Source organism: Lysobacter sp. 5GHs7-4 (assembly GCF_021284765.1).
Taxonomy (GTDB): Bacteria; Pseudomonadota; Gammaproteobacteria; order Xanthomonadales; family Xanthomonadaceae; genus Lysobacter.
In genome coordinates this window covers 3,544,677-3,569,645 of the sequence record NZ_CP089924.1, presented here as the reverse complement: position 1 = coordinate 3,569,645, position 24,969 = coordinate 3,544,677, and the positions used below count along the sequence as shown (strand labels likewise).

Below are 24,969 nucleotides of genomic sequence, written 5' to 3'. Positions count from 1 at the left end.
GTGAGCCGCGACCGCGTCGTGGCCGGAGCTGCGTGGTCGCGGCTTGCGCCGCTCCTGCCCCGAAGCGGTTAGAGCCCCGCCGCTATAGCCACTTCGCGCGTCGCAGGAACCCGAACAGCACGATGCAGATCACCACCGTCACACCGATCAGGATCCAGTAGCTGTGTTCGCCGGCCAGTTCCGGCATGTGCACGAAGTTCATGCCGTACCAGCTGGCGATCAGGGTCGGCGCGGCCAGCAGCGAGGCCCAGCCGGCCAGGCGCTTGACGATCTCGCCCTGGCGGATGGTCACCAGCGACAGGTTGACGCTCATCGCCGCGGTCAGCATCTCGCGCAAGGTGTCGGTGGTTTCGTTGATGCGCACCGCATGGTCGAGCACGTCGCGGAAATAGAGCTGGCTTTCCTCGTCGATCAGCGCGCTGCGCGAGCGTGCGAGCTGGCCGAGAATGTCCTGCAGCGGCGCCACCGCCATGCGCAGGCGGGTCAGCTCGCGCTTGAGGTCGTAGAGTTTTTCGACCGTGCCCTTGCGGAAGTCGTCGGCGAAGACGTCCTTCTCCAGCTCGTTGAGCTCCTGGCTGAACTCGTCGACGATGGGCGTGAAGTTGTCGACCACCATGTCCAGCACCACGTACAGCGCCGAGGCCGGCCCGTGGCGCAGTTCCTCGGATTCGCGCTCCAGCCGCAGGCGCGCGGCGGCGTAGCTGCTGGAGGCGCCGTGGCGCACGGTGACCAGGTAGCGCGGGCCCACGAACAGGTGGGTCTCGCCGAAACGGATATGGCTGTCCACGCTCTGCGCGGTGTGCACGACGATGAACAGCGAATTGCCGTAGGTTTCGATCTTGGGGCGCTGGTGCGCGTTGTGCGCGTCCTCGATGGCCAGATCGTGCAGGCAGAATTCTTCCTGCAGTTTTTCCAGGATGCCTTCGTCGGGCTCGTACAGGCCGACCCAGACGAAACTGCCGTCGTCCACCGCCAGCACGTCGCTGATGCGGTCCAGGCTGATGTCTGTGCGCACGCCTTCGCGGCTGTAGGCCGCGCAGTTGATCACGCATTGGGGCAGGTTAGGGTCTTTCATCGCTCGCATCGTGCCCGTGCGCGGCTTGGCGGGCAAGCCGCGCGCGCGTGCTCAGCGCCCGCGGAATCCCAGCCAAAGGCCCAGGTGCAGCGGCAGCAGCAGGCTGATCCAGTGCACGTTGCGCTGCGGCTGCACCGGCAGCCAGTGCGCGAACAGCGCCAGCACCGCGCAGGCCACCACCACGCCCAGCAAACGCCCGAACCAGGGGCCGGCCTCGCGCCCGCGCAGCACGCGCCAGCCGCCCAGCCACAGCAGCCAGCACAGCGGATTGAACAGCAGCAGGTTCTGGTTGGCCCAGCCGTAGGTGTGTTGGGTGCCGAACCAGATGAACAGCATCAGCGCCGACAGCACGCCGCACAGCGTCCACAGCGGCAGCGCGATCGCCGCCAACACGCGTGGACGGCGGCGGCCCAGCCAGGCCAGGGCCAGGCCCAGCACGATGCCCGACAAGGCCCACGGCACCCAGTTGATCGGCATGTCCGGCGGCTCGGGCGCGATCCGATGCGGCAGGATCTGCTGCTCGGACAGCACCAGCGGCCGGCCCTGGGTGTTCTTGCTCTCGCGCAGGGCCGCGGCCAGGCGCATCGGCACGTACGACTCCTTCCACACCGGCAGCGGCAGGTCGGCCGACGGCCCCAGGCCGATGTCGAAACCCAGCCACATCCACGGCGCCGGCGAGGCCAGCCGCACCGCTTCGCTGCGGAACGTACTGCCGTGCGAGCGGCTCTCGATCTGGCGCCGCAAGGCGCCGCCGAGCGCGCGGTCGATGGCGTCGCGTACGCGGGTGGCGCAGTTGTCGTCGAAGTACTGGTAGCGGTAGTAGGCGTTCTCGGGCTTGGCGTTCTCGGCCAGGGTCGCGGCCAGCGTGCGCGCCTGGTCGTCGTCCAGGTCCAGCCACTGGATCGATACGCCGCGGCCTTCCTCGCGGTATAGCGCCAGGTCCTGCTCCAGCGGCAACGCGGCCAGGCGGTAGCGCATGTCGTTGCGCACGAAGCGGGCGATGAAGTCCGGCGCTTCCGGATCGAAGAAGCCGAAGTTGTACGAGGTCGCCGCGCCGGTGACGGGGTCCAGGACCACGATCGAGTCGTGGCCGAAGCGCTCCCAGAAAATCTCGCCGGGCTGCATGGTGGCCATGCCGATGCGCGGCGGTGCCGCGGCGTGAACGGTCGCGGCGGGCGTCGGCGTCGCGGTGTCCAGCGGTGCGGGTCCGGTCGCGTCCAGGGCTTGCGCGTACGCGGCGGCGATGCACAGCCACAGCGCGGCAGTGGCGGACAAGCGGAGCAGGGCGCGGCGTATCGAATTCAAGGCAGGCAGCCGGTCGTCGGGTCGGGCCATTCTAAGCGGCGACGTCCGTGCGGATATGACCGAATCGGTGGGCGAGTCGGCCCGACCGCGAGCGGGCGACGCCGCGAGCGGCACCCGCCGTGCTCAATCCTTGCCCAGCACGCCGACGTGGAAGGCGTGCACGCGGCGCGCATCGGCGCTGGCGACGCGGAACACGAAGCGACCCAGCGTGAGTTCCTCGCCGGCCTCGGGCAGGTGTCCGATCGCGGCCGTGACCAGGCCGCCGATGGTGTCGTACTCGTCGTCGTCGAAATCGGCGCCGAAACGTTCGTTGAAATCGGCGATCGGCGTCAGCGCGTCGACCACGTACTGGCCGTCGGCCTGGGCCGCGATCAGTGCGTTGGGATCTTCGGCGTCGTCGTGCTCGTCGTCGATCTCGCCGACGATCTGTTCCAGCACGTCCTCGATGGTCAGCAGGCCGGCGACGCCGCCGTGCTCGTCGATCACGATCGCCATGTGGTTGCGCGACTGGCGGAACTCGCGCAGCAGCACGTCCAGGCGCTTGGACTCGGGTATCAGCACCGCCGGACGCAGCAGCTCGTGGATGCTGCCGGGTCCGTTGTCGGCGACCACGCCGCGCAACAGGTCCTTGGCCAACAGCACGCCGAGGATCTCGTCCTTGTCGTCGCCGTGCACCGGGAAGCGCGAGTGGCCGGATTCGACCACCTGCTTCATCAGGTCCAGGAACTTACCGTCGGCCGGCAGCACCACCATCTGCGAGCGCGGAATCATCACGTCGCCCACGGTGAGGTCGGACACGGCGATCGCGCCTTCCATCATGCGCAGGGTATCGGCGGCGATCAGCCCATCGGCCTGGGCGTCGCGCAGCAGCTCGACCAGGTCTTCACGAGTGGTAGGTTCGCCGGACAGCGCCGAGCTGATCCGCTCCAGCCAGGAGCGTCGTTTCTCCGGATGTTCGCTGTGTTGACTACTGTCGTCCTCGGACATGCGATGCGTGCATTAGGCCCTTGGGGGCAGGGCGAGACCGTCAGTCTAACCCGGATACCCGGCCGCGGCTCGGGAGGCGACTGGCGGGCGGGCCCCCAGGCCCCCAGGCGATGAGCGCTGTGGGGCGGGGTTCCGAGGCACTCTCCGGTCCGGCTTGGCGGGCTGGGCTCCGGACCGCCGTTACGGACAGGGGCGGCCCAGCGGCTCGTCATGCTCGGCGAAGCGGAATCGGCCCGCATTGGACAGGACCAGTACGCCGATTTCGCCGATATCGGGCGAACAGACCGTGAAGGAGGCGTTGCTGCCCTCGTTGCCGCCGTCGGTCTGAAACACCAGGCGGTCCCGGCCCTGCGTGCTGTACAGGCGCAGGCCTCCGGTGGGCGGCGAGGCGCGATGGACCACCGTATCCGGGCCGCCGTGGCGGCGATCGCCGTCTATGTCCGCGTACACCAGCCAGCCGCGGCTCCAGTCCGTGCCTTCCTGGCAGTCGCCGCGTTCGGTCACCGGGCATACCACCATGGCGCTGCCGGTGGTCACCGCCAGCCGGGTCGAGGTGAGGAAGGTTTCGGTCATGGACGCGGCGACATCGCCCATGCGTACGCGGGCGCTCGCTCGCACGACGGTGGGGACGGTCAGGGCAAGTACTAACGAAAGAACGATGAGCCCGAGTATCGCGTCGATAAGGGTGAATCCTTGCGAACGGTGCATGCGCCGTATTCCTGGAAAGGGATGCTTAGTGTTTCCCGCGACCGCGCAGTCGCGCCGTCGGGAAACGACGCGATGCCGAGTAGGAATTCGGCTCGATCGAATGGAGGCGGTGGCTTACGGCTTCAAGGCATTTTGTAAGTGCCTTCGTGGTGAGTGTTTGATTCAAATAGTGCGCAAAACTGCGAAAAAAAGCGCTCTTGTGGCTATTTATCACCAGTTTTACGCAATGGTTTTGTAGTGCTGGTGGAGCGGTCGCCGTTCGCTCCCCGCGGCATGCCTTTGGTCGCAAAAAGCTTCGTGGTGCATGCGCTTGGCTGGATAGGATCGCGCCGGATTCGGGCTGCGCATGTCCGGGCGGGGAAGGGTATGGCTACGACGCGATCGGATGGCTTCACCTTGATGGAACTGATGATCGCCATCGCCATCCTGGGCATATTGCTGGCGTTGGCCTGGCCCTCGTTCTCGGCCGCTTTGGCCTCCAACCGCCTGGCTGCGGCCTCCAACTCGATGATCGCCGGGGTCAATCTGGCGCGCAGCGAGGGCGTTCGCAGTAAACGCGCCGGTGGCATGTGCCCAAGCGCGGACGGTACCGTCTGCGGCGGCGATTGGAGCGCCGGCTGGCTGGTGTGGAACGACGCCAACCAGGACGGCGCCAAGGGCGACGACGAGCCGGCGATCCGCTACTTTCAGGGCAACCCGGCGCAACTGCGCGTGACCGCCGCGGCAGCGGTGCCGGTCATCGTCTTCGATCGCCGCGGCCGCATGACCGCGCCGGCCGTCAACGCGCAATTCAGCGCCCATGCCGCCGATTGCGCGGCCGGTGCCGCGGGCAGGCAACGCAATCTCACCGTCACGCGTGCCGGTCAGGTACGCGTGCAGAAGGCGGATTGCGCATGAGCCGGTCGATTTCGCGGCTCCGGCAGCCGATGGCGCGCTCCGTCGCCGGCTTTTCCCTGATCGAGGTGCTGATCGCGCTGTTGGTGCTGGCCTTCGGCCTGCTCGGACTGGCTTTCCTGCAGACGCTCAACATCCGCTATACGCAGAGCGCCAACCATCGCACCACGGCCGTCGATCTGTCGCATCAGGTGCTGGACATGATGCGCACCCATCGCGTGGTCGCCCGGCAGTACGCCACGCTGACGTTCGATAGTTTCCCCGCCAGCGCCAACAAGAACGGCTGCGCGCGCGCCGCGACGATCGACTACAAGGCCAGCATGGATCTGTGGCGCTGCGAAGTGAGCACCGGCCTTCCGGGCGGGCAGGGCCAAGTGACCTTCAACGGCGATGAGGTCACGGTGACGCTGCGCTGGAGCGACGACCTCAACCCCGCGACCCGCGGCTCCGGCCAATCCATCTACGCGGTGACCAGCCAGCTATGAACGCACGAGCACGCAAGCATGGGCAGGCGCAGCGCGGCCTGTCGCTGGTGGAACTGATGGTCGCGCTTGCGATCGGCATGCTGCTGATGCTGGGCCTGGTGCAGGTCATGTCGGCATCGCGCGCGGCCTATCGTCTGGCCGAAGGCATCGGGCGCGCGCAGGAGAACGCACGCTTCGCGATGGACTCGCTGGAGCGCGACCTGCGCATGGCGGGACACCTGGGCTGCGTCAGCGATTCGGCGCTGCTGCTGTCGCCGGGTCCGGCCGAGGCCGGTCTGAACCTGCTGTTTCTGAGCCAGGCCAACCGCGTGGCCGGCAACTTCGCCGCGGCGCCTTATCCGTTGCGCTTCGACGTCGGTTTGCAGGGCTTCGAGGCGCTGGGTACTACGCCGGGCAGCACCGTCACGCTGGCCCAAGGCGAGCCCGCGCTAGGCAACGCCAACCAGTGGAGTCCTTCCTTGCCGGCCGAATTGGTCGCGCTGCAGCCGGTCCAGAACAGCGACATCGTCGTGATGCGCTACTTCGCGCCGGACAGCACCGGCATCACCGCGTTCAATACCGGGTCCGGTGCCGGCTCGATCGCTCCGGCCCGGAAGCAGACGGTCACCGATACGGCGGCCAGCGGTCTGTTCGGCCTGTCCGACTGCCTGCGCGCCAGCGTGTTTGCCGGCACCGTGGATGCCGGCAGCGGCACCGTCACGGTCGCTTCGGGCGGTGGCCAGCTCAATCAGTCCGATTTCATGGGCGACCGGGACCTTTACGACCTCCACCGCACCATGCTCTACCGCGCCGAAGTGGTGGTGTATTACGTCGGTCGCGGCGAGGGCAGCGGCGCCACCGGCGTCCGTGCGCCCTCGTTGTTCCGCGCCCGTTTCGTGCGCGGATCGACCGGCGCATTGGACACCGTGCGGGAGGAACTCGTCGAAGGCGTCGAGTCCCTGCAACTGCTGTATGGGCAGGACCGGGTGACCGCGGCCGGTCAGCCGCCGTCGGGCTACATCACCACCAGTTGGACCGGCAATGAGATCGGTGGTGGCGTGGTCAACCCCAGCGCCGCCAACGCCGCGCTGTGGCGCCGCGTGGGCCTGGCTCAGATCGGACTGGTGATGCGCAGCTCCGAAGGCGCCGTGTCGGCGCAGCGCGATCCGGCGATCCAGCAATTGTCGGTGCTGGGAACGCAGGTGAATCCGCAGAACGACGGCTACTACCGGTCGGTCTACGAAACCAGCGTGGCCCAGCGCAACCGCCTGTTCGAGAACTGAGGAGACAGGCCATGAATCGTTCCGGCTTCCACGGTCCACGCAAGCAACGAGGCGCGGCCCTCTACGTGGCGCTGATCTTCCTGGTCATCATGGCCCTGCTAGGCGTCACCGGCATGCAGATCGCTGCGATGCAGGAGCGCATGTCCAGCAGCTATCAAGCCACCAACGCGGCTTTTCAGCGCGCGGAAGCGGCGGCCAGGCAGGCCGAAGCCGCCATTCGCAGCGATCCCGCCTCGGTGCACCCTGACGACGAGTGCGGCAACTACGATCCGGTCGGCTTCGGCGCGCAGGCCGCCATTGCGAGCGAGCGATCCGACGCGAAGGATCCGCTGCCGCGCATCGTCAACATCGATGCCTGCGTGCCCGCGAACGACATCGGCGTCTACGGCGGCGCACCCGCCAGCGAGAAAGTGTTCTCGAATTTTCGCGTCACGGTCTATCGCGGGGATCGCGCCGGTCAGCCCAATTCCGATGCCGTCGTCGACACCATTTTCATCCTGCCTTGAGCGGCCCGGCCATGAATACCTACCGCATACTGTTTACCGTCGTCGCGACCGGTCTGGTCGCACTCGGCCTGCGGGCCCCCTTGTCCGGCGCCAATGTCGACACGCAGGGGGCGGGCGTTCTCGCGCAGGCGCCCTTGAGCTTAGGCGGCGAGGGCGTTCCGCCCGCGTTCGTGATGACGGTGGACGATTCGCGATCCATGGCATTCCAGACGTTGTTCCCGGGGCCGGACGGAGCCGTGTGCTTCGGTTCGGACGATGGCAGGACCTTCGGCATTTTCTCGTCGGCCGCCACGCCCCGCACCACCGGCGCTTGCGACTACTACTACGTAATGGCGGGCAACCGTGCCCGCGACGCGAGCGGCGTCGTAGTGAGCGCGTGGCGCCTCCTGCCGCCGCTCGACTCGTTCGGCGCGGCTCGCTCGCCGGACTTCAATCCGGCCTATTTCGATCCCAATGTGACCTACGAGCCTTGGTTGGCGGCGAGCGTGCCGCCGGCCAAGCTGCCGTACGACTACAGCCTGCTCAATCCCGAAGGAAACGCTTCGGTCTCTTCGACCAAAATGGATCCGCGCAACGCGGACACAGTGAACCTGGCGGCGGACCGATACAGCACCGCGGACATCTTCACGGTGCGCGATGGCATGTTTCTTCCTGCAGGAACCAAGGTCCGCCGCGTAGGCGCCGCCAGCGATGTCGCCATCGGTCCGGGCGGTATGACTTGGAGCGGCGGCGGCGCCGAAGTCTATATGCAGTACTACCCGGCCACGTTTTACATGCGTACCACCACTGCGGCCGCGAGACAGCCGCAGGGCTACAAGACGAGTGCGCGGCAGGTCGTCGCCAATGCCTGCGGGACCGGCTGCGACCTGTGGAAGTACACCATCGCGTCGGACAACTTCAACTCGGCGGCCAACTACAACGCGATGCTGCAGAACTTCGCCAACTGGTTCAGCTACTACGGGAATCGCAACCGCGCGATGATCGCGGGCATGACTCGGGCGATGGCCGATGTGCGCAACCTTCGCATCGGGTACTTCACCATCAATTCCTTCGCCAGCTATGACGATCCGGCTACGGAGCGTGTCGCCATGCGCGACATGTCCGTGCTGGACGACAGGCGCGCCTTGTATACGAGCATGCTGTCCTTGCAGGCCAGCGATACCGCTCAGGGCACGCCGAATCTGCAGGCGGTGAGCGCGGCCGCGGGTCAGTTCGTGCGCACCGATGCCGCCACCGGAAATAGCCGCGGCGCGCCGGTGCAGCGCGCATGCCAAAAAAATGCGGTCCTGCTGTTCACCGATGGGTATACCAACATCAGCACCACCACGCCGGCGACGCCCGGCAATGTGGATGGCAAGATGGGGGCGCCGTTTCAGGACGGCTACTCGAACACCATGGCCGATATCGTCAGTCGCTACTACCTCGATGTCGCCAGCGGCGGAGTGGTGCCGCTGCGCTCTGACGGCGGCTTCGCGCTGGCTGGCGGCGCGGGCCAGGTGCCCGTGCCGGAAGAGTGCGCCAGCGCTTCGCCGAGCAAGAAATTGGATTGCGAGCGCAGGCTGCATCTGAACTTCTACGGCATCACACTGGGCGCGCGCGGTACTCTTTTCGATCCCAATCAGCCGAAGGATCCGTTCGTGGAAAGTCCCGCCTGGGCGGGTTGGCAGGACGGTACGCCCAGCACGGTCGACGACATCTGGCATGCCACCATCAACACCCGGGGCGAATACGTCAATGCCAAGGCGCCCGCCGACATAACCGCGGCGTTGCGTCGCGTGTTGGCGGCGGTGTCCACAGGCGCCAGTCCTTCCGGCAGTGCGGGTTTGAGCGGTGCGCGTATTTCCAGCAACTCGCTGTCGGTCGAGCCGTTCTTCGAGTCCAGGAACAACGGCACCGATTGGTATGGGCGTTTGCGGGGCTCCACGGTCGGTGTGGACAAGGACGGGCAGGTCGTCTTGACGCGCAAATGGGACGTCGGCGAAAGCTTGCCCCGGACCGGACGCAACCTTCTGTTCGCCGCCAGTGCCGGCGGCAGCGTGAATCCTACGGTCCGCGCATTCACCGCGGGCAATCTGAAAAACGTGTTCGCCCGGCTCTGCAGCGATGCTTTGGCCGTCTGCAGCGAGCTGTCGGCGACGCTGCTGGGTGTGAGCGAGGCCGAAGCCGTGGCCTACCTGGCGGGCCAGGATTCCGGCGAGAAGAAAAACGGCGGCAAATTGCGCGACCGGACCACCCGGCTGGGCGATATCGTCAATTCTTCGCCGGTGGTTTCGTCGCCCACGGACAATTATGGATTCACCAGCCTGCGCGGCGCCAAGTCCAGCGACTACGATCCCTACGATTACGCGGCGTACCTGAAGCAGAAAAGCGCGCGCCCGACGATGGTCTATGTGGGGGCCAACGACGGCATGCTGCACGGTTTTCGCGGCGACAGCGGCGCCGAGACCTTCGGTTTCATCCCCGATACCTCGCTCGGGCATATGGGCAACTTGCTGTTTCCATACGATCCGGATCGCAAGGGCGACCAGATCTTCCAGCATCGCTACTACGTGGACGGCCCCGTGACCGTCTCCGACGCCTACGCCGGCAGCGCATGGAAGACGGTGTTGGTCGGCACGGCCGGGGCCGGCGGCCGGGGGGCCTTCGCCTTGGATGTGACGGACCCGACCTCGTTCAGCAGCGGTAGCGTGCTGTGGGAGCTCAACGACAAGGTCAGCGGTGCGGTCGGCGAGCAAATCGGTCACGTGCTGGGCAAGCCCCTGATCGCGCCGGTACGCACGGCTGCGGGCACGCAATGGAAAGCGATCTTCGGCAACGGCTACGGCAGCAAGAACGGCAAGGCGTCCTTGTTCGTGGTGGACCTGGCGACGGGCGCTGCCTCCACCATCGAGGTGGCCGAGACGGCGGGCACCGGCGTGCCGACGGATTCCAACGGATTGGGCAATGTGGTTCTGCTGGACCGCTACAGTTATGACGGCAGCAAGTTCGTCGCCGGCAGCGACGGCTACGTCGATACCGTGTACGGCGGCGATCTGCATGGCAACATCTGGAAGTTCGACCTGCGCACGAATACGCCGGCCCTGGGTGCGAACCAGCCGCTGTTCACGGCCAAGGACGCTGCGGGTAAGCGCCAGCCGATCACCGGCGCGTTGAATGCGGTGGCGGGGCCCTCCAACGGTGTGATGATCCTGTTCGGCACCGGCAGCTATTCCTTCGGCGGCGACGCCGAGAACAAGGACATGCAATCCGCCTACGGCGTGGTCGACCGTGGCGTTCGCATCACTGGGGCGCGCGACACCGTCCTGCAGCAGCAGGTGCTGAGCAACGACAACAGCGACGGTGTTCGTGAAGTCACCCAGAACTCGGTCAACTTCACCGGGAAATCCGGCTGGTTCCTCGACCTGGCGGTGAAGACCGGGACGGCGGCGCCGGTGCAGGCCGGCGAGCGGATGGTCGGTCGTCCGCGCGTTCAGGGCGGCACCTTCTTCTTCCCCACATTCGAGCCGACCATGGCCGGTTCCAAGAACCAGGCGCTGGCCGGTTGCGCCATGGGCGGAACCAATTGGCTGTACGGCCTAAGCGCGCTCAGCGGTAGCGCCTACATGGACAGCGTGCGTGCCGGCTCGCCCACGGCCACGCCTAGCCCCGCCGGTTCCGGTGCGTTCGAGCTCAAGACGGACAGCAAGGGGCCGGTCACCGATGTCGACGTCATGAGCGCGCCGCCCCTTTCGCCGTTGGGCGAAGACGCGACCGAGGACGACATCAAGGCGCGGCTTGCCGCGCAGGGCCAGCAATGCATGCGCATCATCAAGGCCGCGGGCGGTCCCCCGCTGTACAAGGGCGGCATGTGCGGCCGTCAGTCGTGGCGTCAGGTTCGTTGATCGCATTGAGGAGTGTTCGAAATCATGAGCCGCACCGAAGCACGAGGATTCACCTTGATCGAGTTGATGATCGCGGTCGCGATCGCAGGCATTCTGGTCGCCGTTGCCGTGCCGGCTTATCAGGACAGCGTTCGGAAAGCGCGGCGCGGCCAGGCCAAAGCCGACCTGATGGAAATCTCTCAACAGGCCGAGCGCTTCCGCACCGTCAACGGAACCTATGTGGGGTTCGACATCCCGACCGGGATGGGGGTGTCGCCCCGACAAGGCACGGCGTATTACACGATCGCCATCGAGAATCGCACGGTCAACGGATACACGCTCACTGCGACGCCGCAAGGTTCGCAGGTGCAGGACAGCTTGTGCGGAGCCTTGGGGTTGAATGCCGCGGGCACGAAGAGCGCAGCCAGCTCCGATATCTCGCGCTGCTGGTAGGCGGTTGCGCTGAACTGCCCGCCGCGTGCAAGCCGACTCGTCAACAAAGCCAGGTCGACTGCGGGCGAGACATTGGGGTCTGGGATTTGCACTACGAATCTTTGGGATAAATCCGACAAGACATCGGCCAGTACACCGATAACGACGGGGCCGGCGCTTGGTTAGCGTGGTGATGCCCCGGTTGGCGGGGTCGCTATTCAAGGAGGAATGTCTATGCGCGGTTTGTCGAAGCGCTTGGCCGTACGCAGGATCGTGGCTTCGATCGTTGTGGCGGCGTCTACGTCCGTCTGCACCACGGCGGCGGCCGCCGCCGAGTACGTGGATGCCGGCAGCTACCTGCGCAGCGACGCGGAGTACGAGGCCTGGTATCGCGTGGTGCACGGTCTGCGGCGGGATTTCGACGAAATCTGCGGCGACACCTTCTGCGAGGGCGAGTACAGCAACCTGGAATCGCTGCGCTTCGTGTGTTCGGTGGAGCGCGTGAGCGGCGTCATCGCCCAGTGCGTCTGGGTGTTCGCCGGCAGCCAGGAGGAGATCGATCCGGCTACCGGTAGGGTGCAGGTGCAGGCGCGCTCGTGGCGCTGCAAGGCGCCGCTGGCGCCGCGCACCACGATCGAGGCCCTGCTGGCGGCGCTGGACGGCGATACGCCCTTGCGTGCGCCGCTGCCCGCGACGCAGCGCAGCATTTACGACGGCCTGGCCGATTGTCTGTAAGGGTGAACCGGCCGAGGCGCGACGGCGCGCGCAGGCGCGGTCTTCCCGCCTGCGCGAGGCCGGTCGGATCGCTACGGCCGGCTTCAGATCTCTTCGGCTGATGGACTTCGGGGTACCCCTTGGCCGCTGCGATAGGTGCCGGTGACCACGTCCGTGGTCGCGATGTTGTTGGCCGTCGCGTAGGCGGCGATCGCGTCGGTGGTGAACTGGCCGGATTCGCTGTGGCTGACGTGCGGCTTCGATTGCTTGCGGTAGTACATGATGACGGGCAGAGTCCCCGAACTCATGCTTTGGGTCATGTAAGGCATGCGTGTCTCCTGGTCGTTGGGCGACGTAGGCCGCGTCGCCTCGCGTTCGCACTTGGTTCAACGCTCGCAGGGCCGGGGTGTGAAGGAGGGCGCGCGCCTGCCGAATCGCAACGGCAGCGGTCCGCGTAAAGGGCGTGCAACCGGGCTTGCGGGGGCGATCCATCGTGCCGGGCGGGGATGTGCCGGGCTGGGCTGGGCGCGGGCACCGACCCGCCGTGGCGGCCCGGGGTTCGATCCGGCGGGCGGTGCGTCCAAACTGGCAGGTCCAGCATGGCCCGGCCCGGTTCCGCGGCTCGTGTCGCCTCGTTGCCCGTGGCGCAACCGCGGCGGCGAGGGTCGTAGCCCGAGGTTCGCGCCGCGGTCCTACCCGTGCCCTTTGGCCCAGGACGCCCCGCCGGGGCGCTGCTAGCGTGCGCTTGGGGAACTCTCGGGCAGGGTGCAGGCGCGATGGCGCGGGCGACTGCGTGCGGGGCCCTATCCCGTTCGCTGCCACCGGTACCGACCATGCGCCGATCTCCGATCCTGTTCCTGCTGATGGCCGCCCTGGCGGCTCCCGCTGCGTGGGCCGCCGCGCCGACCGTGCCCGACGTAGACAGCCTGCGCATCAAGCACGAACGCATCGTGCTGCCCAACGGCCTGACCGTGCTGGTGCACGAGGATCACAGCGTGCCGCTGGTCGCGGTCAACGTCTGGTACCACGTGGGTTCGCGCGACGAACGCCGCGGGCGCACCGGCTTCGCGCATCTGTTCGAGCACTTCTTCTTCAATGGCAGCCAGAACTATCCGCACGGCTTCCGCGAAGCGATGGACGATTTGGGCGCCAACAACCGCAACGGCACCACCAACACCGATCGCACCAACTTCTTCGAGGACGTGCCGGTCTCGGGCCTGGAGCGCACCTTGTACCTGGAGGCCGACCGCATGGGCTTCCTGGCCGGCAACATCAATCAGGAAATGTTGGAGCGCGAGCGCGGCGTGGTCCAGAACGAGAAGCGCCAGGGCGAGAACCAGCCCTACGGCCGCGTGTTCGACCGCATGGTGCAGTTGATCTATCCGTATTCGCACCCCTACAGCTGGCCGACCATCGGCAGCATGGAAGACCTGCAGGCGGCCAAGCTCGACGACATCAAGCAGTGGTACGCCACCTACTATGGTCCGAGCAACGCGGTGCTGGCGCTGGCCGGCGACATCACCGTCGAGCAGGCGCGCGCGCTGGCGACCAAATACTTCGGCGCGATTCCGCCCGGCCCGCCGCTGCCGCGCCTGCAGGCCTGGGTGCCGGTGCTGGAGCAGGACCTGCGCGACAGCGTGCAGGACCGCGTGCCGCAGCATCGCATCTACCGCGCCTGGCATCTGCCGCCGATGGGCGAGCGCGACACTCACGCCATGGAACTCTTCGCCAGCGTGCTGGCCGGCAGCGAGAGCGCGCCGCTGAGCCGCCGCCTGGTGTTCGACCGCAAGCTGGCCACCGACGTGTCGGCCTCGGTGTGGGACAAGCAGCTGACCAGCACCTTCATCGTCACCGTCGACGTCAAGCCGGGCGTGGACCCGGCCGAGGCTGAGCGCGAACTCGACGCGGTGCTGGCGCGCGCGCTCGCGCAGGCGCCGGCCGCGCCCGACCTGCAGCGCGCGCGCAGCCGCTACCTGGCCGACTTCGCGCGCAATAGCCAGCGCCTGGGCGGCTTCGGCGGACGCTCGGACGTGCTGGCCGAAAGCGAGACCTACTTCGGCGATCCGGAAGCCTATCTGCGCCGCCTGCGCGACCTGTCCACGCTGACGCCGGCGCAGGTGCAGGCCAGCGCGCGCGAGTGGCTGGGCCGCCACCACGCCACCCTGACCGTGGCGCCGGCACCGGAGCTGCGCGCGGGCAAGGACGAGTTCGATCGCAAGCTGCTGCCGGCGCTGGGCGCGCCGCCGCAGGTCGATTTCCCGAAGCTGCAACGCACCACGCTGTCCAACGGCCTCAAGGTGATGCTGCTGGAGCGCCACTCCGCGCCGCTGGTCAGCGTGGCCCTGGCGGTCGATGCCGGCGTGAGCGCCGATCCGGCCGACGCGCCGGGCACCTCGCGCTTCGCTCTGGACCTGTTGCTCAAGGGCACGGCCACGCGCGACGCGTTCCGCCTGGCCGACGAGCGCGACGCCCTCGGCGCGACCTTGAACGTCGGCAATTCGCTGGACCAATCCCTGGTCTACCTGACCGCGCTGCGCCCGAACCTGGGCGGTTCGCTGGATCTGCTGGCGGACGTGGCGCGCAATCCGGCCTTCCCCGAGGACATGGTCGAGATCCAGCGCAAGCAGCAGCTGGCCGCGATCGAGCAGCAGCGCGCCAGCCCGACCGGCGCCGCCACGCGCACCCTGCCGCCGCTGCTGTACGGGCCCGGCCACGCCTACGGCAATGCCGGCGGCAGCCTGGGCCGCGAGACGACCATTTCGGCGCTGCCGCGCTCGGCGCTGCAGGCCTGGCATGCGCGTTGGTTCGTGCCCGGCAACGCCACCCTGATCGTCGCCGGCGACGTCACGCTGGACGCGCTCAAACCCGAACTGGAACGCGCATTCGGCGGCTGGGCAGGCGGCACCGCGCCCAGCAAACGCCTGAGCGCGCCGAGCTCGCCCGGACGCGGCAAGGTGGTGCTGATCGACCGGCCGGACGCGCCGCAGTCGGTGATCCTGGCCGCGCACCTGGGGCCCACCGGCGCCAGCGACGACGATCTGGCGCTGGAAACGGTGATGCGCAATTTCGGCGGCATGGCCACCTCGCGCCTCAATCGCAACCTGCGTCTGGAAAAGCATTGGTCCTACGGCACCTCGGGCGGCCTGTCCGGCGCGCGTGGCCCGCGCAGCTTCGTGGTGGTGGCGCCGGTGCAGACCGACAAGACCAAGGAGTCCATGGTCGAGGTGCTCAAGGAAATCCGCGGCGTCGCCGGTGCGCGGCCGCTGGTGGGCGAGGAGTACGAGAGCATCATGCGCAGCCAGGTCGCGCGCCTGCCGGGACGCTTCGAGACCCTGGATTCGCTGGTCGCCGCCGCGACCGACATCGCCAACACCGGTCGCGCGCCCGAGTACTACTACGACTACGCCCAGCGCCTGCGCGCGTTGGATGCCGACGCGCTGGCGCGCGCCGGCAAGACGGTCAAGCCCGACGAGCTGGTGTGGATCGTGGTCGGCGACCTGAAGAAGATCGAAGCCGGCGTGCGCGAGCTCAACTACGGCGAGGTCGTGAAAGCGCAAGCGGACTGAGCGAGTCCGGCCGTAGGATGCGGTGAGCCAAAGGCGAACCGCATTCTGCGGGTGCTTCGCGGGTTCAAACGCGCGACGGATTGGTCGAGCCAACACCCCGCGTAGGATGTGGTGAGCCAAAGGCGAGCCGCATCGTCGCGACGATCCGAGCCCGCGCGACGATGCGGTTGTCACCGCACCCTGCGGCGGCGTCTTCGACGCCGACGAAGCCGCGTACTCAGGCGACCTCAATCCTCAAGATAAGGATCGGCGATCCCCAGGCCCGCGAGGATCTCGCGCTCCAGCTGTTCCATGCACTCGGCCTCGCGCTCGTCCTCGTGATCCCAGCCCAGCAGGTGCAGCGCGCCGTGGACGGTGAGATGGGCGTAGTGCGCGGCCAGCGGCTTCTTCTGCTCGCGCGCCTCGCGCGCGACCACGGGTGCGCAGATCACCAGGTCGCCCAGCAGCGGGAATTTGACGCCCTTGGGCAGGCCTTCGGGCACTTCGGCCGGGAAGCTGAGCACGTTGGTCGCGTAGTCGCGGCCGCGGTAGTGGCGGTTGAGCGCGCGGCCTTCCTTGGTGCCGACGATGCGGATCGCCAGGTCGGCTTCGCGGATGCGGCTGTCCAGCGCGGCCGCGACCCAGCGGCGGAAGCTCACCGCGGCCGGTATGCCGGTGCGCGGCACCGCATAGCTGATCGCGACATCGAGACGGACGGGGCCTTTGGTCATCGGGGCGTCGGAATAAGGTTAGGGCGGGTCAGGCGGAGGGGCCGGTCTGGACGTCCTGCGCGTCGCGGGCGTCGTAGGCGCTGACGATGCGCGAGACCAGCGGATGGCGGACCACGTCGCGCGCCTCGAAGAAGGTGAAGCTGATGCCGTCGACGTTGCGCAGCACGTCCAGCGCATCGCGCAGCCCGGACTTCACATGCTTGGGCAGGTCGATCTGGGTGAGGTCGCCGGTGACCACGGCGGTGCTGCCATAGCCGATGCGGGTCAGGAACATCTTCATCTGCTCGATCGTGGTGTTCTGCGCCTCGTCGAGGATCACATAGGCATCGTTAAGCGTGCGTCCGCGCATGTAGGCCAGTGGCGCGATCTCGATCACATTCTTTTCCAACAGCTTGACCACCTTCTCCACGCCCAGCATTTCGTAGAGCGCGTCGTAGAGCGGGCGCAGGTAGGGGTCGACCTTCTGGCTCAGGTCGCCGGGCAGGAAGCCGAGCTTCTCGCCGGCCTCCACCGCGGGGCGCACCAGGATCAGGCGCTGCACGCGCGCCTCGTTCAAGGCCTCGACCGCGCTGGCCACGGCCAGGAAGGTCTTGCCGGTGCCGGCCGGGCCGATGCCGAAATTGATGTCGTGGCCGGCGATCGCGTGCAGGTACTTGGCCTGGTTGGCGCCGCGGCCGCGGATGGTGCCGCGCTTGACCCGGATCGCGACTTCCTGCGGTTCGATGTCGTCGTTGACCAGCTGTTCGGCGTCGAACTCGGTCAGGGCGAGGTGGATCGCGCCGTCGTCCAGGGTTTCCTCGGCGGCGTCGCGCCACAGTCGCCGCAACAGGCGTTCGGCCTTGCCGACCGCGAGCTGCGGGCCGACCACGCGGAACACGTTGCCGCGGTTGGCGATCTCCACACCCAGGCGCAGTTCGATCTGGCGCAGGTGGCCGTCGAACGGGCCGCTGAGGTTGGCTAGGCGTTCGGTGTCGGCCGGTTCGAGTACGAATTCGGAGGCGGTACGGGCTTGCATCGGGGGAGGGATCTTCCATGGACCGCGCGCACGATCGCGCGCCGGGTGTGTCAGCTTGCGCCCGACGGCGCGGTTTCGCAAAGGCGGGCGAGGGCGGCGTTCAGTCGTCGACGCGCTCGCGCATCGACCGCGCCGCGCGCACGACCACGACCGCGCCCGCGAGCAGGATCAGCGCCGAGCCGATCAGCCACACCCAGGTGACGGCGTCGGCGGCGAAGGGGCCGTGACGGAACGCGCGCATCGCGCCGCGCAGCAAGCCCAGCGCACCCAGGCCCAGAAACCAGAAGCCGACGGCGCCGCGCGAAAGCAGGCTGGATGTGGGAGCGGTGGGCATCGCGGCGCCTTCGGGTGCGTTGGCGCGCAGCTTAGCCCGCGCGGGATCGGCGCGACGTGCGGAGTCGGGCGTCGTCGATGGGATTCGGTCGCGGGCGCTGACGCGTTCGCGACGGGGCCGATGGCAATACGTTTCCTAACGGCCGGTTGCTCAGGCGCGATACGCGTCACCGACGGGCGGCGCCGGGCGCCGTCGGCGGCTCGGCGCGCACTCCGTCGCGGGCGGATCCGGCGGGCAAGCCACGCCGGCTTTCCTCATGTCGGCGCGGCTCCGTCTGTCGCGCACCGGCCGTTCGTCGGATCGTGCTTGCGAACTAATTAAATGTTGAATTAAATAAGCGTATGAGCATCGATCCGCCTTCCGGCGCGCCCCGCCGCCCCCGCAAAACCGCCGCCACCCGTCGCGCCCCGGGGCGCCCGGCCGCGGACGGTCCCGATCTGCGCTCGCGCCTGCTGGACGCGGCCATCGTCTGCTACACCCGCCAGGGCATCGCCGCCACCGCGCTGCGCAGCATCGCGATCGAGGCGGGTGTGAATCCGGCGCTGCTGCACTACTACTTCGGCGACCGCGAGCAGCTGCAGGCGGCGGTGATCCAGGAGCGGGTGATGCCGGCCATCGCCAGCCTCGCCGGCCATCTGCAGGCCGCCGGCGACGACAGCGCGCGGCTGATCGCCGCCTTCGTGCGCGGCGTCGGCGACACCGTGGCGCAGTACCCGTGGTTCCCGTCGCTGTGGGTGCGCGAGGTGCTGTGCGAGGGCGGCGCGCTGCGCGATCTGCTGGTGGACCAGATCGGTCCGCAACTGCCGCAGATGCTGGCGCAGCGGTTCGCGCTGGCGCAGCGCGACGGCCGCCTCAACGCCGATCTCGATCCGCGCCTGCTGGTGGTGTCCCTGGTCGGTCTGACGCTGTTCCCGATCGCCGGCGCACCGGTCTGGCAACGCGTATTCGGCATCGAGACGTTCGACAACCAGGCCCTGCGCGAACACACCATCGCCTTGCTCGACCGCGGCCTGGCCTGCGGCTGATTCCGCCCTACCTGATCCCGCCACTTCCACATCCAGTGTTTCCGGAGCAATCCGATGAGCCGTCCCTCCCCATCGCTTTCCCGCTGGACCGCGCCGCTGCTGCTGGCGCTGGCCGTGTCCGCCTGCGGCGACGATCGTCCGCAGGCCCTGGGCACCTTGGAATGGGACCGCATCAGCCTGCCGGCGCCCGCCGCGGAGAAAGTGCTGCGCATCGACGTGCGCGAAGGCGAGCGCGTCGCCGCCGGCGCGCAGCTGCTGCAACTGGAGCCCGACCGCACCCAGTCGCAACTGGCGGCCTTGCAGGCGCAAGCACGCCAGGCCGGCGAGGCCCTGGCCGAACTGCAGGCCGGGCCGCGCAGCGAGGCGATCGCGCAGGCGCGCGCGAACCTGGCTGCAACGCAGGCGCAGGCGGCCGACGCGCGCGCCTACTACACGCGCCTGCAGCCGCTGGGCCGGCAGAAGCTGGTCGCCGCCTCCGATGTCGATCGCGCGCGCGCGGCCGCCGGCAACGCCGAGGCGCAGGTGCGCGCGGCGCAGGCCGCCTTGCTGGAGCTGGAACACGGCACCCGCAGCGAGCAGATCGCGCAGGGCCGGTCCGCGCTGGCCGCGGCCCAAGCCCAGGCCGCCGCACAGCAGGTGAGCCTGCAGAAACTGGACGTGGTCGCGCCGCGCGCGGGTGTGGTCGACAGCCTGCCGTACCGGCTCGGCGACCAGGCGCCGGTGGGCGCGCCGCTGGCGGTGATGCTAGTCGGCGACGCGCCGTACGCGCGCGTCTACGTGCCCGAGACGATCCGCGCCAACGTCCGCGTCGGCCAGGGCGCACGCGTCTACATCGACGGTCGAGAACAGGCCCTGGGCGGGCGCGTGCGCGCGATCCGCAGCGATCCCAACTTCACGCCGTACTACGCGTTGACCGGCGACGACGCCGCGCGCCTGAGCTATCTGGCCGAAGTGGAGCTGACCGACAAGACCGCCGCGCAGTTGCCTGCGGGCCTGCCGGTGCGGGTGGAGTTCGATGAGGCGCAGCCGTGAACGCCGACGCCCATGCGTTGCGCGCCCGCCCTGAGGCGGCGGCCGCCGAACCCGCGATCCGCGCGCGCGGCCTGAGCAAACAGTTCGGCGCCCTGACGGCGGTAGATCGTGTCGACCTCACCGTACCGCGCGCCCACGTCTACGGATTCCTTGGGCCCAACGGCTCGGGCAAGTCCACGACCATCCGCATGCTCTGCGGCCTGCTCACGCCCAGCGCCGGCGAGATCGAGGTGCTGGGACTGCGCATCCCGGAGCAGGCCGAGGAACTGCGCAAGCGCATCGGCTACATGACCCAGAAGTTCTCGCTGTTTGAAGACCTCACGGTGCGCGAGAACCTGGAATTCCTGGCTGCGGTGCAGGACATCCCGCGCAACGAGGCGCGCAAGCGCATCGACGAGCTGGTCGAGCAATACCATTTCCAGGACCGCCAGCAGCAGTTGGCCGGCACCATGAGCGGCGGCCAGAAGCAGCGCCTGGCGCTGGCCGGCGCGGTGATCCAGAAGCCCGAGCTGCTGTTCCTGGACGAACCCACCAGCGCGGTCGATCCCGAATCGCGCCGCGACTTCTGGGAGAAATTGTTCGACCTGGCCGACGCCGGCACCACCTTGCTGGTGTCCACCCACTACATGGACGAGGCCGAGCGCTGCCATCGCATCGCCATCCTCGACCGCGGCGTGCTGGTGGCCGACGGCACGCCGCTGGAACTCACCGGCGAGTTGGCCGGGCGCACGGTGGAAGTGCTGGCGCCGCAGCCGCGGCGCGCGCAGCAGGCGCTGGTGGCGGTGCCCGGCGTGCTCAGCGTGGCGCAGATCGGCAACAGCCTGCGCGTGCTGGCCGACGCCGACGGCGACACCGCCGGGCGCCTGCGCGGCGTGCTCGCCCAGGCCGGCATCGATGCCCAGGTCGAGCCTTCGCAGCCCAATCTGGAAGACGTGTTCGTCTCGGCCACGCGCGGCCGCGACGACGCGGCGCTCAAGGAGCGTGCCGCATGAACCTGCGCCGCCTGTTCGCGATCGTGCTGAAGGAACTGCGGCAGATGCGCCGCGACCGCGTGACGCTGGCCATGATCGTCGGCATCCCGGTGATGCAGCTGGTGCTGTTCGGCTATGCGATCAATCTCAATCTGCGCGGCCTGCAGACCGGCGTCGCCGACCAGGCCAATACCGCCGCCTCGCGCGCGCTGGTGATGGACATGGTCGCGACCGGTGTGATCGACCCGAGCGTCGCCGCGCGCACGCCCGAGGAGCTGATGCAGCGCCTGCGCCGCGGCGAGATCAGCGTGGGCGTGGTGATCCCGCCCGATTTCGAGCGTCGCCGCTACGAAGGCCGCGAGGCGGTGCAGGTGCTGGTGGACGGCAGCGACACCTCGGTGCAGGCCGCGGCCGCGCAGCTGGCGCAACTGCCCTTGAACACGGCGCCCACCGCCAACGACCGGCCGTTGCGCGCGGGTCCGGGGCAGGGCGGCGGCCAGATCGGCGTGGTCGCGTTCTACAACCCCGAGCGGCGCTCGGCGGTGAACATCGTGCCCGGGCTGATCGGCATCATCCTGACCATGACCATGGTGATGTTCACCGCGGTGGCGGTGGTGCGCGAACGCGAGCGCGGCAACATGGAGCTGCTGATCGCCACGCCGCTGAGCCGCAGCGAGCTGATGGTCGGCAAGGTACTGCCCTATGCCGGCATCGGCCTGATCCAGACCACCCTGGTGATCCTGCTGGGGCTGTGGCTGTTCGAGGTGCCGATCCGCGGCAGCGTGTTCGACGTCTATTGGGCGGCGGTGCTGCTGATCATCGCCAACCTCAGCCTGGGCCTGCTGATCTCGACCAAGGCGCAGTCGCAGTTCCAGGCCATGCAGATGACTTTCTTCATCTTCCTGCCCTCGATCCTGCTGTCGGGCTTCATGTTCCCGTTCGCGGGCATGCCCAAGCTGGTGCAGTGGCTGGCCGAGGTCTTGCCGCTGACCCATTTCCTGCGCCTGATCCGCGGCGTCATGCTGCGTGGCGCGTCCCTGTGGGAACTGTGGCCGGACGTGCTGGCGCTGCTGGGCTTCATCGCGGTGATGATGACGCTGGCGATCGCGCGCTTCCGCAAACGGCTGGATTGAGCCTGTCATACCGGTGCGCCGACGCGGCGCGCCGTGGCGACGTGGCACCGTAACGATGAACATCGCGGCGACAAGCATCGCAGCGACAAACATCGTAGCCCGACCACCCACTTGCCGCGTACCCCCAGAGCCGTCATCCCCGCGCAGGCGGGGATCCAGTGACTTCAGCGTCATCCCCCTTTGGCCCGCGCACCGTCCCTGCGTTGACGATCGATTCCAGGCTGCGGACGATCAACAACACACCATCGATAGCGTTCCCGATGCGGTCGCGCCGCCCACGAGCGGACGCCGCGCCCGACGTCCGCTCGCATCGGCGCGATCGCCGGTCACTTCTTGCGGCGAGGCTGGTCGGCGCTCAGACCTTTCTCGCTGATGCTCTTGGACGCCGGCTCGACCGCGGCACCGACGCCGCTGTCCGGTTTGGCGGCGCGTACGCCCTGCTCGCTGATGCTCTTGTCCGCCGGTTCGGCCGCGGTCTCGACACGGTGCTGCGCCCCGGACGCGCGGACGCCCTTCTCGCTGATGCTCCGGGATGCGGGTTCTGCCGCGGCGTCGACCGTGCGCCCCGGCTTGGTGGAGCTGACGCCCTTGGTGCTGATGCTCTTGGCCGCGGCTTCGTCCACGGCGCCGGGTTCGGCGGCGGTCTTGGCGTCGAAGGCGGCGCCGGCATAGTCGTTGGCGCGCGACGCCTCCTGCTGCTGGGCCCAGGCCGTACCGCTCGCGAGGGCCAGCGACACCGCGATCGACAGCATTGCGTTCCTGCTCATGGCGTTCTTCCTTAACACTGCGGAGGGTGTGGGGTGGACGTGTTCTAGCACCCTCGCGCGCCGCAACATGGAGTGGCCGCAGATCTTGTTAATTTATAGTTAACGGCGCGGACAGCCTGGGTTCACCCTGGAGGCGATGCGGCTATGCGTTTTGTTGGCGTGGGCGTTGAACATTCTTGGCTTCGGTCGCAGCGATCGAAGCGACGACTCCGGCAGCGTCTTGGCGCGACGCGTTTCCTCGCATCGCTATCGCGACCGTCGTCGCCAATCAAGTCGATCTCTCTCGAACGCGCATCGATTAATGTGCGTGCTATCAAAATTCTGCGCATTCAGGCGCGTTAGCATCACCGCCGATCGAGGAGCAGGGGCGGCTGCATGAGATGGATCGCGTTGCGCGCGGGATGGGCGACCGTCTGGCCGCGCTTGTTGGTGCTGTTGTTGGTGTTGGGCATGGTGTCGGTACCCGATCGCTGGTGGCGCGCCTTGTCGCCGCCGTCCGCGCCGAAGGCGGTCGCCAACGCAGCCAAGCCGGCGCCGCCCAAATCGAAACCGTTGCCGGCGCAGCTCGTGATCGACGACGCGGCCGCCGCGAACTTCCTCGCGCAGGCGACCTTCGGCCCGACCTGGGACGACATCGCCCGCGTCCAGCAACTGGGTTACACCGGCTGGATAGACGAGCAGGTCGCCGCGCCGCTGTCTTCGCAGCTGCGTTTCGTGCATGCGGCCAGCGCTGCCAGCGGCGGCGACATGCGCCGCGAATGGCGCATAGACGCGTGGTTCCTGCACGCCATGGGCGGTCGCGATCCGTTCGACCCGCAAGTGGTGCACCGCGACCAGCTGCGCCAGCGCGTGGCGTTCGCGCTCAGCGAGATCCTGGTGATCTCCGACGCCAACTCCGACCTGCTAGGCAACGCGCCGCATTCGGTCACCGATTACTACGACACGCTCGCGCGCGGCGCCTTCGGCAACTTCCGCCAGCTGCTGCAGGACGTGACCCTGCACCCGTCGATGGGCCTGTACCTGTCGATGATGCAGAACCAGAAGCCCGACCCGGTGCGCAACATCCGACCGGACGAAAACTACGCGCGCGAAGTGCTGCAGTTGTTCAGCGTGGGCCTGCTGCGGCTGAATCCCGACGGCACGCCGCTGCTGGAAAACGGCCGCACCGTGCCGACCTACAGCCAGGAAACGGTGAAGGGCTTCGCCCATGTGTTCACCGGCTGGACCTTCGACGGCTGCCGCGAGTTCGACTGCTACTACTACGATTCCGACGCGCCGGCGTGGGTCAAGCCGATGCAGAACCACGCGGCCTACCACGCCTCGGCGCAGGCCAAGCAGTTGCTGGACTATCCGGGCGTGGCCCTGGCAGGCGGCGTGCTGCCGGCCGGCGGCGACGGTCCCTCGGATCTGCGCGCCGCGCTGGACAACATATTCCAGCACCCCAACGTCGGCCCCTACATCGGCCGGCAGCTGATCCAGCGCCTGGTGACCAGCAATCCTAGCCCGGCCTACGTCGGTCGCGTCTCCGCGCGCTTCAACAACAACGGCCAGGGCGTGCGCGGCGACATGAAGGCGGTGGTCAGCGCGATCCTGCTCGACCCCGAGGCGCGCGACGCCGGGCAGCGGCCCGCGCATTTCGGCAAGGTGCGCGAGCCCTTGCTGCGCCTGACCCATCTGTGGCGCGCGCTGAAGGCACGCTCGGAGTCGGGCTTCATGGACGAGTTCTGGACCATCGGCTACGGCATGGGCCAGGCGCCGCTGTACTCGCCGTCGGTGTTCAACTTCTTCAGCCCGACCTACTCGCCGGTCGGCGAGCCCGCGCAGCAGGGGCTGGCCGCGCCGGAGCTGCAACTGGCGACCGACTACATGCTGCCGGGCAACGAGGGCTACCTGGGCACCAAGATCTACGAGATCTTCGTCGGCGTGCCTGACCTGAGCCCGCACGAGGTCGCGATCGACCTCAGCAGCGAACTGCCCTACGCCACGCGCCCGGCCGACCTGATCCAGCGCCTCAACATCCTGTTCCTGTCGGGGCAGATGTCCTCGCGCATGCGCACCGTGCTGGTGCAGCGCTTGAACGGCATGCCCGCCGACACCGCCGAGGAACGCCGCGTGCGGGTGCAGGAGGCGCTGTACATCATTTTCAACTCGCCCGAATACGTGGTGCAGAAATGAACCTCCGAGGAGA

The 24,969-nt window shown here is 68.1% G+C and carries 22 protein-coding genes; 13 read left to right on the top strand and 9 right to left on the bottom strand.

Features of this window, described 5'->3' with window-relative positions:
- Positions 1 to 82: 82 nt before the first annotated feature.
- The 4 genes from corA to LVB77_RS16165 all read right to left on the bottom strand — a co-directional run bounded on the left by corA (position 83) and on the right by LVB77_RS16165 (position 4,075).
- Entirely contained in the window at positions 83 to 1,084 is a 1,002-nt protein-coding gene (corA, locus tag LVB77_RS16180; RefSeq protein ID WP_232907106.1) for a magnesium/cobalt transporter CorA, read from the bottom strand.
- Between the two features lie 42 nt (positions 1,085 to 1,126).
- Positions 1,127 to 2,410, bottom strand: coding sequence for a DUF4105 domain-containing protein (locus LVB77_RS16175; RefSeq protein ID WP_232907105.1), 1,284 nt, complete (start codon positions 2,408 to 2,410; stop codon positions 1,127 to 1,129).
- Positions 2,411 to 2,503: 93 nt separating this feature from the next.
- Complete coding sequence (locus LVB77_RS16170) at positions 2,504 to 3,367, bottom strand: transporter associated domain-containing protein (RefSeq protein WP_232907104.1); 864 nt, start codon at positions 3,365 to 3,367, stop codon at positions 2,504 to 2,506.
- A 180-nt stretch (positions 3,368 to 3,547) separates the two neighbouring features.
- Positions 3,548 to 4,075, bottom strand: coding sequence for a GspH/FimT family pseudopilin (locus LVB77_RS16165; RefSeq protein ID WP_232907103.1), 528 nt, complete (start codon positions 4,073 to 4,075; stop codon positions 3,548 to 3,550).
- A gap of 273 nt (positions 4,076 to 4,348) precedes the next feature.
- On the opposite strand from LVB77_RS16165, the gene LVB77_RS16160 reads away from it, so the two are divergent.
- From LVB77_RS16160 to LVB77_RS16130, 7 genes are all read left to right on the top strand, one after another.
- Complete coding sequence (locus tag LVB77_RS16160) at positions 4,349 to 4,972, top strand: GspH/FimT family pseudopilin (RefSeq protein WP_232907102.1); 624 nt, start codon at positions 4,349 to 4,351, stop codon at positions 4,970 to 4,972.
- Positions 4,969 to 5,454, top strand: a complete 486-nt coding sequence (gene pilV / locus LVB77_RS16155; protein WP_232907101.1) for a type IV pilus modification protein PilV — start codon at positions 4,969 to 4,971, stop codon at positions 5,452 to 5,454. The genes LVB77_RS16160 and pilV overlap by 4 nt, the downstream gene beginning before the upstream one ends.
- Positions 5,451 to 6,716: a PilW family protein gene (locus tag LVB77_RS16150; protein ID WP_232907100.1), complete on the top strand. Its 1,266-nt coding sequence runs from the start codon at positions 5,451 to 5,453 to the stop codon at positions 6,714 to 6,716. Before pilV ends, LVB77_RS16150 begins: the two co-directional genes overlap by 4 nt.
- An 11-nt stretch (positions 6,717 to 6,727) precedes the next feature.
- The gene (locus LVB77_RS16145; protein WP_232907099.1) at positions 6,728 to 7,222 is read left to right on the top strand and encodes a PilX N-terminal domain-containing pilus assembly protein; all 495 of its coding nucleotides are present in this window, start codon (positions 6,728 to 6,730) and stop codon (positions 7,220 to 7,222) included.
- Positions 7,223 to 7,233: 11 nt separating this feature from the next.
- Positions 7,234 to 11,103: a PilC/PilY family type IV pilus protein gene (locus LVB77_RS16140; protein WP_232907098.1), complete on the top strand. Its 3,870-nt coding sequence runs from the start codon at positions 7,234 to 7,236 to the stop codon at positions 11,101 to 11,103.
- Positions 11,104 to 11,127: 24 nt separating this feature from the next.
- Positions 11,128 to 11,535, top strand: coding sequence for a type IV pilin protein (locus tag LVB77_RS16135; RefSeq protein WP_232907097.1), 408 nt, complete (start codon positions 11,128 to 11,130; stop codon positions 11,533 to 11,535).
- A 252-nt stretch (positions 11,536 to 11,787) separates the two neighbouring features.
- A complete protein-coding gene (locus LVB77_RS16130; RefSeq protein ID WP_232907096.1) occupies positions 11,788 to 12,249 on the top strand; it encodes a hypothetical protein in 462 nt (153 codons plus the stop codon).
- An 83-nt stretch (positions 12,250 to 12,332) separates the two neighbouring features.
- Here the strand turns inward: LVB77_RS16130 and LVB77_RS16125 are convergent, their stop codons facing one another.
- A complete protein-coding gene (locus LVB77_RS16125; protein WP_232907095.1) occupies positions 12,333 to 12,557 on the bottom strand; it encodes a hypothetical protein in 225 nt (74 codons plus the stop codon).
- A gap of 504 nt (positions 12,558 to 13,061) precedes the next feature.
- Here LVB77_RS16125 and LVB77_RS16120 point away from each other — a divergent pair.
- Positions 13,062 to 15,794: a pitrilysin family protein gene (locus LVB77_RS16120; protein ID WP_232907094.1), complete on the top strand. Its 2,733-nt coding sequence runs from the start codon at positions 13,062 to 13,064 to the stop codon at positions 15,792 to 15,794.
- 227 nt (positions 15,795 to 16,021) lie between these two features.
- Here LVB77_RS16120 and ybeY read toward each other — a convergent pair whose 3' ends face one another.
- From ybeY to LVB77_RS16105, 3 genes are all read right to left on the bottom strand, one after another.
- A complete protein-coding gene (gene ybeY / locus LVB77_RS16115; RefSeq protein ID WP_232907093.1) occupies positions 16,022 to 16,504 on the bottom strand; it encodes an rRNA maturation RNase YbeY in 483 nt (160 codons plus the stop codon).
- Between the two features lie 28 nt (positions 16,505 to 16,532).
- A complete protein-coding gene (locus LVB77_RS16110) occupies positions 16,533 to 17,519 on the bottom strand; it encodes a PhoH family protein (RefSeq protein ID WP_232907092.1) in 987 nt (328 codons plus the stop codon).
- Positions 17,520 to 17,619: 100 nt separating this feature from the next.
- Positions 17,620 to 17,853, bottom strand: coding sequence for a hypothetical protein (locus LVB77_RS16105; RefSeq protein ID WP_232907091.1), 234 nt, complete (start codon positions 17,851 to 17,853; stop codon positions 17,620 to 17,622).
- 341 nt (positions 17,854 to 18,194) lie between these two features.
- Here LVB77_RS16105 and LVB77_RS16100 point away from each other — a divergent pair, with 341 nt between their 5' ends.
- From LVB77_RS16100 to LVB77_RS16085, 4 genes are read left to right on the top strand one after another with little or no spacing between them, the layout of a single operon-like run.
- Positions 18,195 to 18,878, top strand: a complete 684-nt coding sequence (locus tag LVB77_RS16100; RefSeq protein ID WP_232907090.1) for a TetR/AcrR family transcriptional regulator — start codon at positions 18,195 to 18,197, stop codon at positions 18,876 to 18,878.
- Between the two features lie 54 nt (positions 18,879 to 18,932).
- Positions 18,933 to 19,910 carry an HlyD family efflux transporter periplasmic adaptor subunit gene (locus LVB77_RS16095; protein WP_232907089.1) on the top strand — a complete coding sequence of 326 codons (978 nt, stop codon included), beginning with the start codon at positions 18,933 to 18,935 and terminating at the stop codon, positions 19,908 to 19,910.
- Positions 19,911 to 19,966: 56 nt separating this feature from the next.
- A complete protein-coding gene (locus LVB77_RS16090) occupies positions 19,967 to 20,902 on the top strand; it encodes an ABC transporter ATP-binding protein (protein ID WP_232910327.1) in 936 nt (311 codons plus the stop codon).
- Positions 20,899 to 22,014, top strand: coding sequence for an ABC transporter permease (locus LVB77_RS16085; protein ID WP_232907088.1), 1,116 nt, complete (start codon positions 20,899 to 20,901; stop codon positions 22,012 to 22,014). The genes LVB77_RS16090 and LVB77_RS16085 overlap by 4 nt, the downstream gene beginning before the upstream one ends.
- A gap of 326 nt (positions 22,015 to 22,340) precedes the next feature.
- On the opposite strand, the gene LVB77_RS16080 is transcribed toward LVB77_RS16085, so the two are convergent.
- A complete protein-coding gene (locus LVB77_RS16080) occupies positions 22,341 to 22,781 on the bottom strand; it encodes a hypothetical protein (protein ID WP_232907087.1) in 441 nt (146 codons plus the stop codon).
- A 375-nt stretch (positions 22,782 to 23,156) separates the two neighbouring features.
- Between LVB77_RS16080 and LVB77_RS16075 the strand changes: the two genes are divergently transcribed.
- The gene (locus tag LVB77_RS16075; RefSeq protein ID WP_232907086.1) at positions 23,157 to 24,956 is read left to right on the top strand and encodes a DUF1800 domain-containing protein; all 1,800 of its coding nucleotides are present in this window, start codon (positions 23,157 to 23,159) and stop codon (positions 24,954 to 24,956) included.
- Positions 24,957 to 24,969: the final 13 nt, after the last annotated feature.

Bases quoted from the DNA above. Each gene is read 5' to 3' on its own strand.
- corA (WP_232907106.1), bottom strand. From the start codon at position 1,084: ATGCGAGCGATGAAAGACCCTAACCTGCCCCAATGCGTGATCAACTGC.
- LVB77_RS16075 (WP_232907086.1), top strand. From the start codon at position 23,157: ATGAGATGGATCGCGTTGCGCGCGGGATGGGCGACCGTCTGGCCGCGC.
- LVB77_RS16150 (WP_232907100.1), top strand. From the start codon at position 5,451: ATGAACGCACGAGCACGCAAGCATGGGCAGGCGCAGCGCGGCCTGTCG.
- LVB77_RS16145 (WP_232907099.1), top strand. From the start codon at position 6,728: ATGAATCGTTCCGGCTTCCACGGTCCACGCAAGCAACGAGGCGCGGCC.
- LVB77_RS16105 (WP_232907091.1), bottom strand. From the start codon at position 17,853: ATGCCCACCGCTCCCACATCCAGCCTGCTTTCGCGCGGCGCCGTCGGC.
- LVB77_RS16170 (WP_232907104.1), bottom strand. From the start codon at position 3,367: ATGTCCGAGGACGACAGTAGTCAACACAGCGAACATCCGGAGAAACGA.
- LVB77_RS16135 (WP_232907097.1), top strand. From the start codon at position 11,128: ATGAGCCGCACCGAAGCACGAGGATTCACCTTGATCGAGTTGATGATC.
- LVB77_RS16125 (WP_232907095.1), bottom strand. From the start codon at position 12,557: ATGCCTTACATGACCCAAAGCATGAGTTCGGGGACTCTGCCCGTCATC.
- LVB77_RS16140 (WP_232907098.1), top strand. From the start codon at position 7,234: ATGAATACCTACCGCATACTGTTTACCGTCGTCGCGACCGGTCTGGTC.
- LVB77_RS16160 (WP_232907102.1), top strand. From the start codon at position 4,349: ATGCCTTTGGTCGCAAAAAGCTTCGTGGTGCATGCGCTTGGCTGGATA.
- LVB77_RS16110 (WP_232907092.1), bottom strand. From the start codon at position 17,519: ATGCAAGCCCGTACCGCCTCCGAATTCGTACTCGAACCGGCCGACACC.
- LVB77_RS16080 (WP_232907087.1), bottom strand. From the start codon at position 22,781: ATGAGCAGGAACGCAATGCTGTCGATCGCGGTGTCGCTGGCCCTCGCG.
- LVB77_RS16120 (WP_232907094.1), top strand. From the start codon at position 13,062: ATGCGCCGATCTCCGATCCTGTTCCTGCTGATGGCCGCCCTGGCGGCT.
- ybeY (WP_232907093.1), bottom strand. From the start codon at position 16,504: ATGACCAAAGGCCCCGTCCGTCTCGATGTCGCGATCAGCTATGCGGTG.
- LVB77_RS16165 (WP_232907103.1), bottom strand. From the start codon at position 4,075: ATGCACCGTTCGCAAGGATTCACCCTTATCGACGCGATACTCGGGCTC.
- LVB77_RS16175 (WP_232907105.1), bottom strand. From the start codon at position 2,410: ATGGCCCGACCCGACGACCGGCTGCCTGCCTTGAATTCGATACGCCGC.
- LVB77_RS16095 (WP_232907089.1), top strand. From the start codon at position 18,933: ATGAGCCGTCCCTCCCCATCGCTTTCCCGCTGGACCGCGCCGCTGCTG.
- LVB77_RS16100 (WP_232907090.1), top strand. From the start codon at position 18,195: ATGAGCATCGATCCGCCTTCCGGCGCGCCCCGCCGCCCCCGCAAAACC.
- pilV (WP_232907101.1), top strand. From the start codon at position 4,969: ATGAGCCGGTCGATTTCGCGGCTCCGGCAGCCGATGGCGCGCTCCGTC.
- LVB77_RS16085 (WP_232907088.1), top strand. From the start codon at position 20,899: ATGAACCTGCGCCGCCTGTTCGCGATCGTGCTGAAGGAACTGCGGCAG.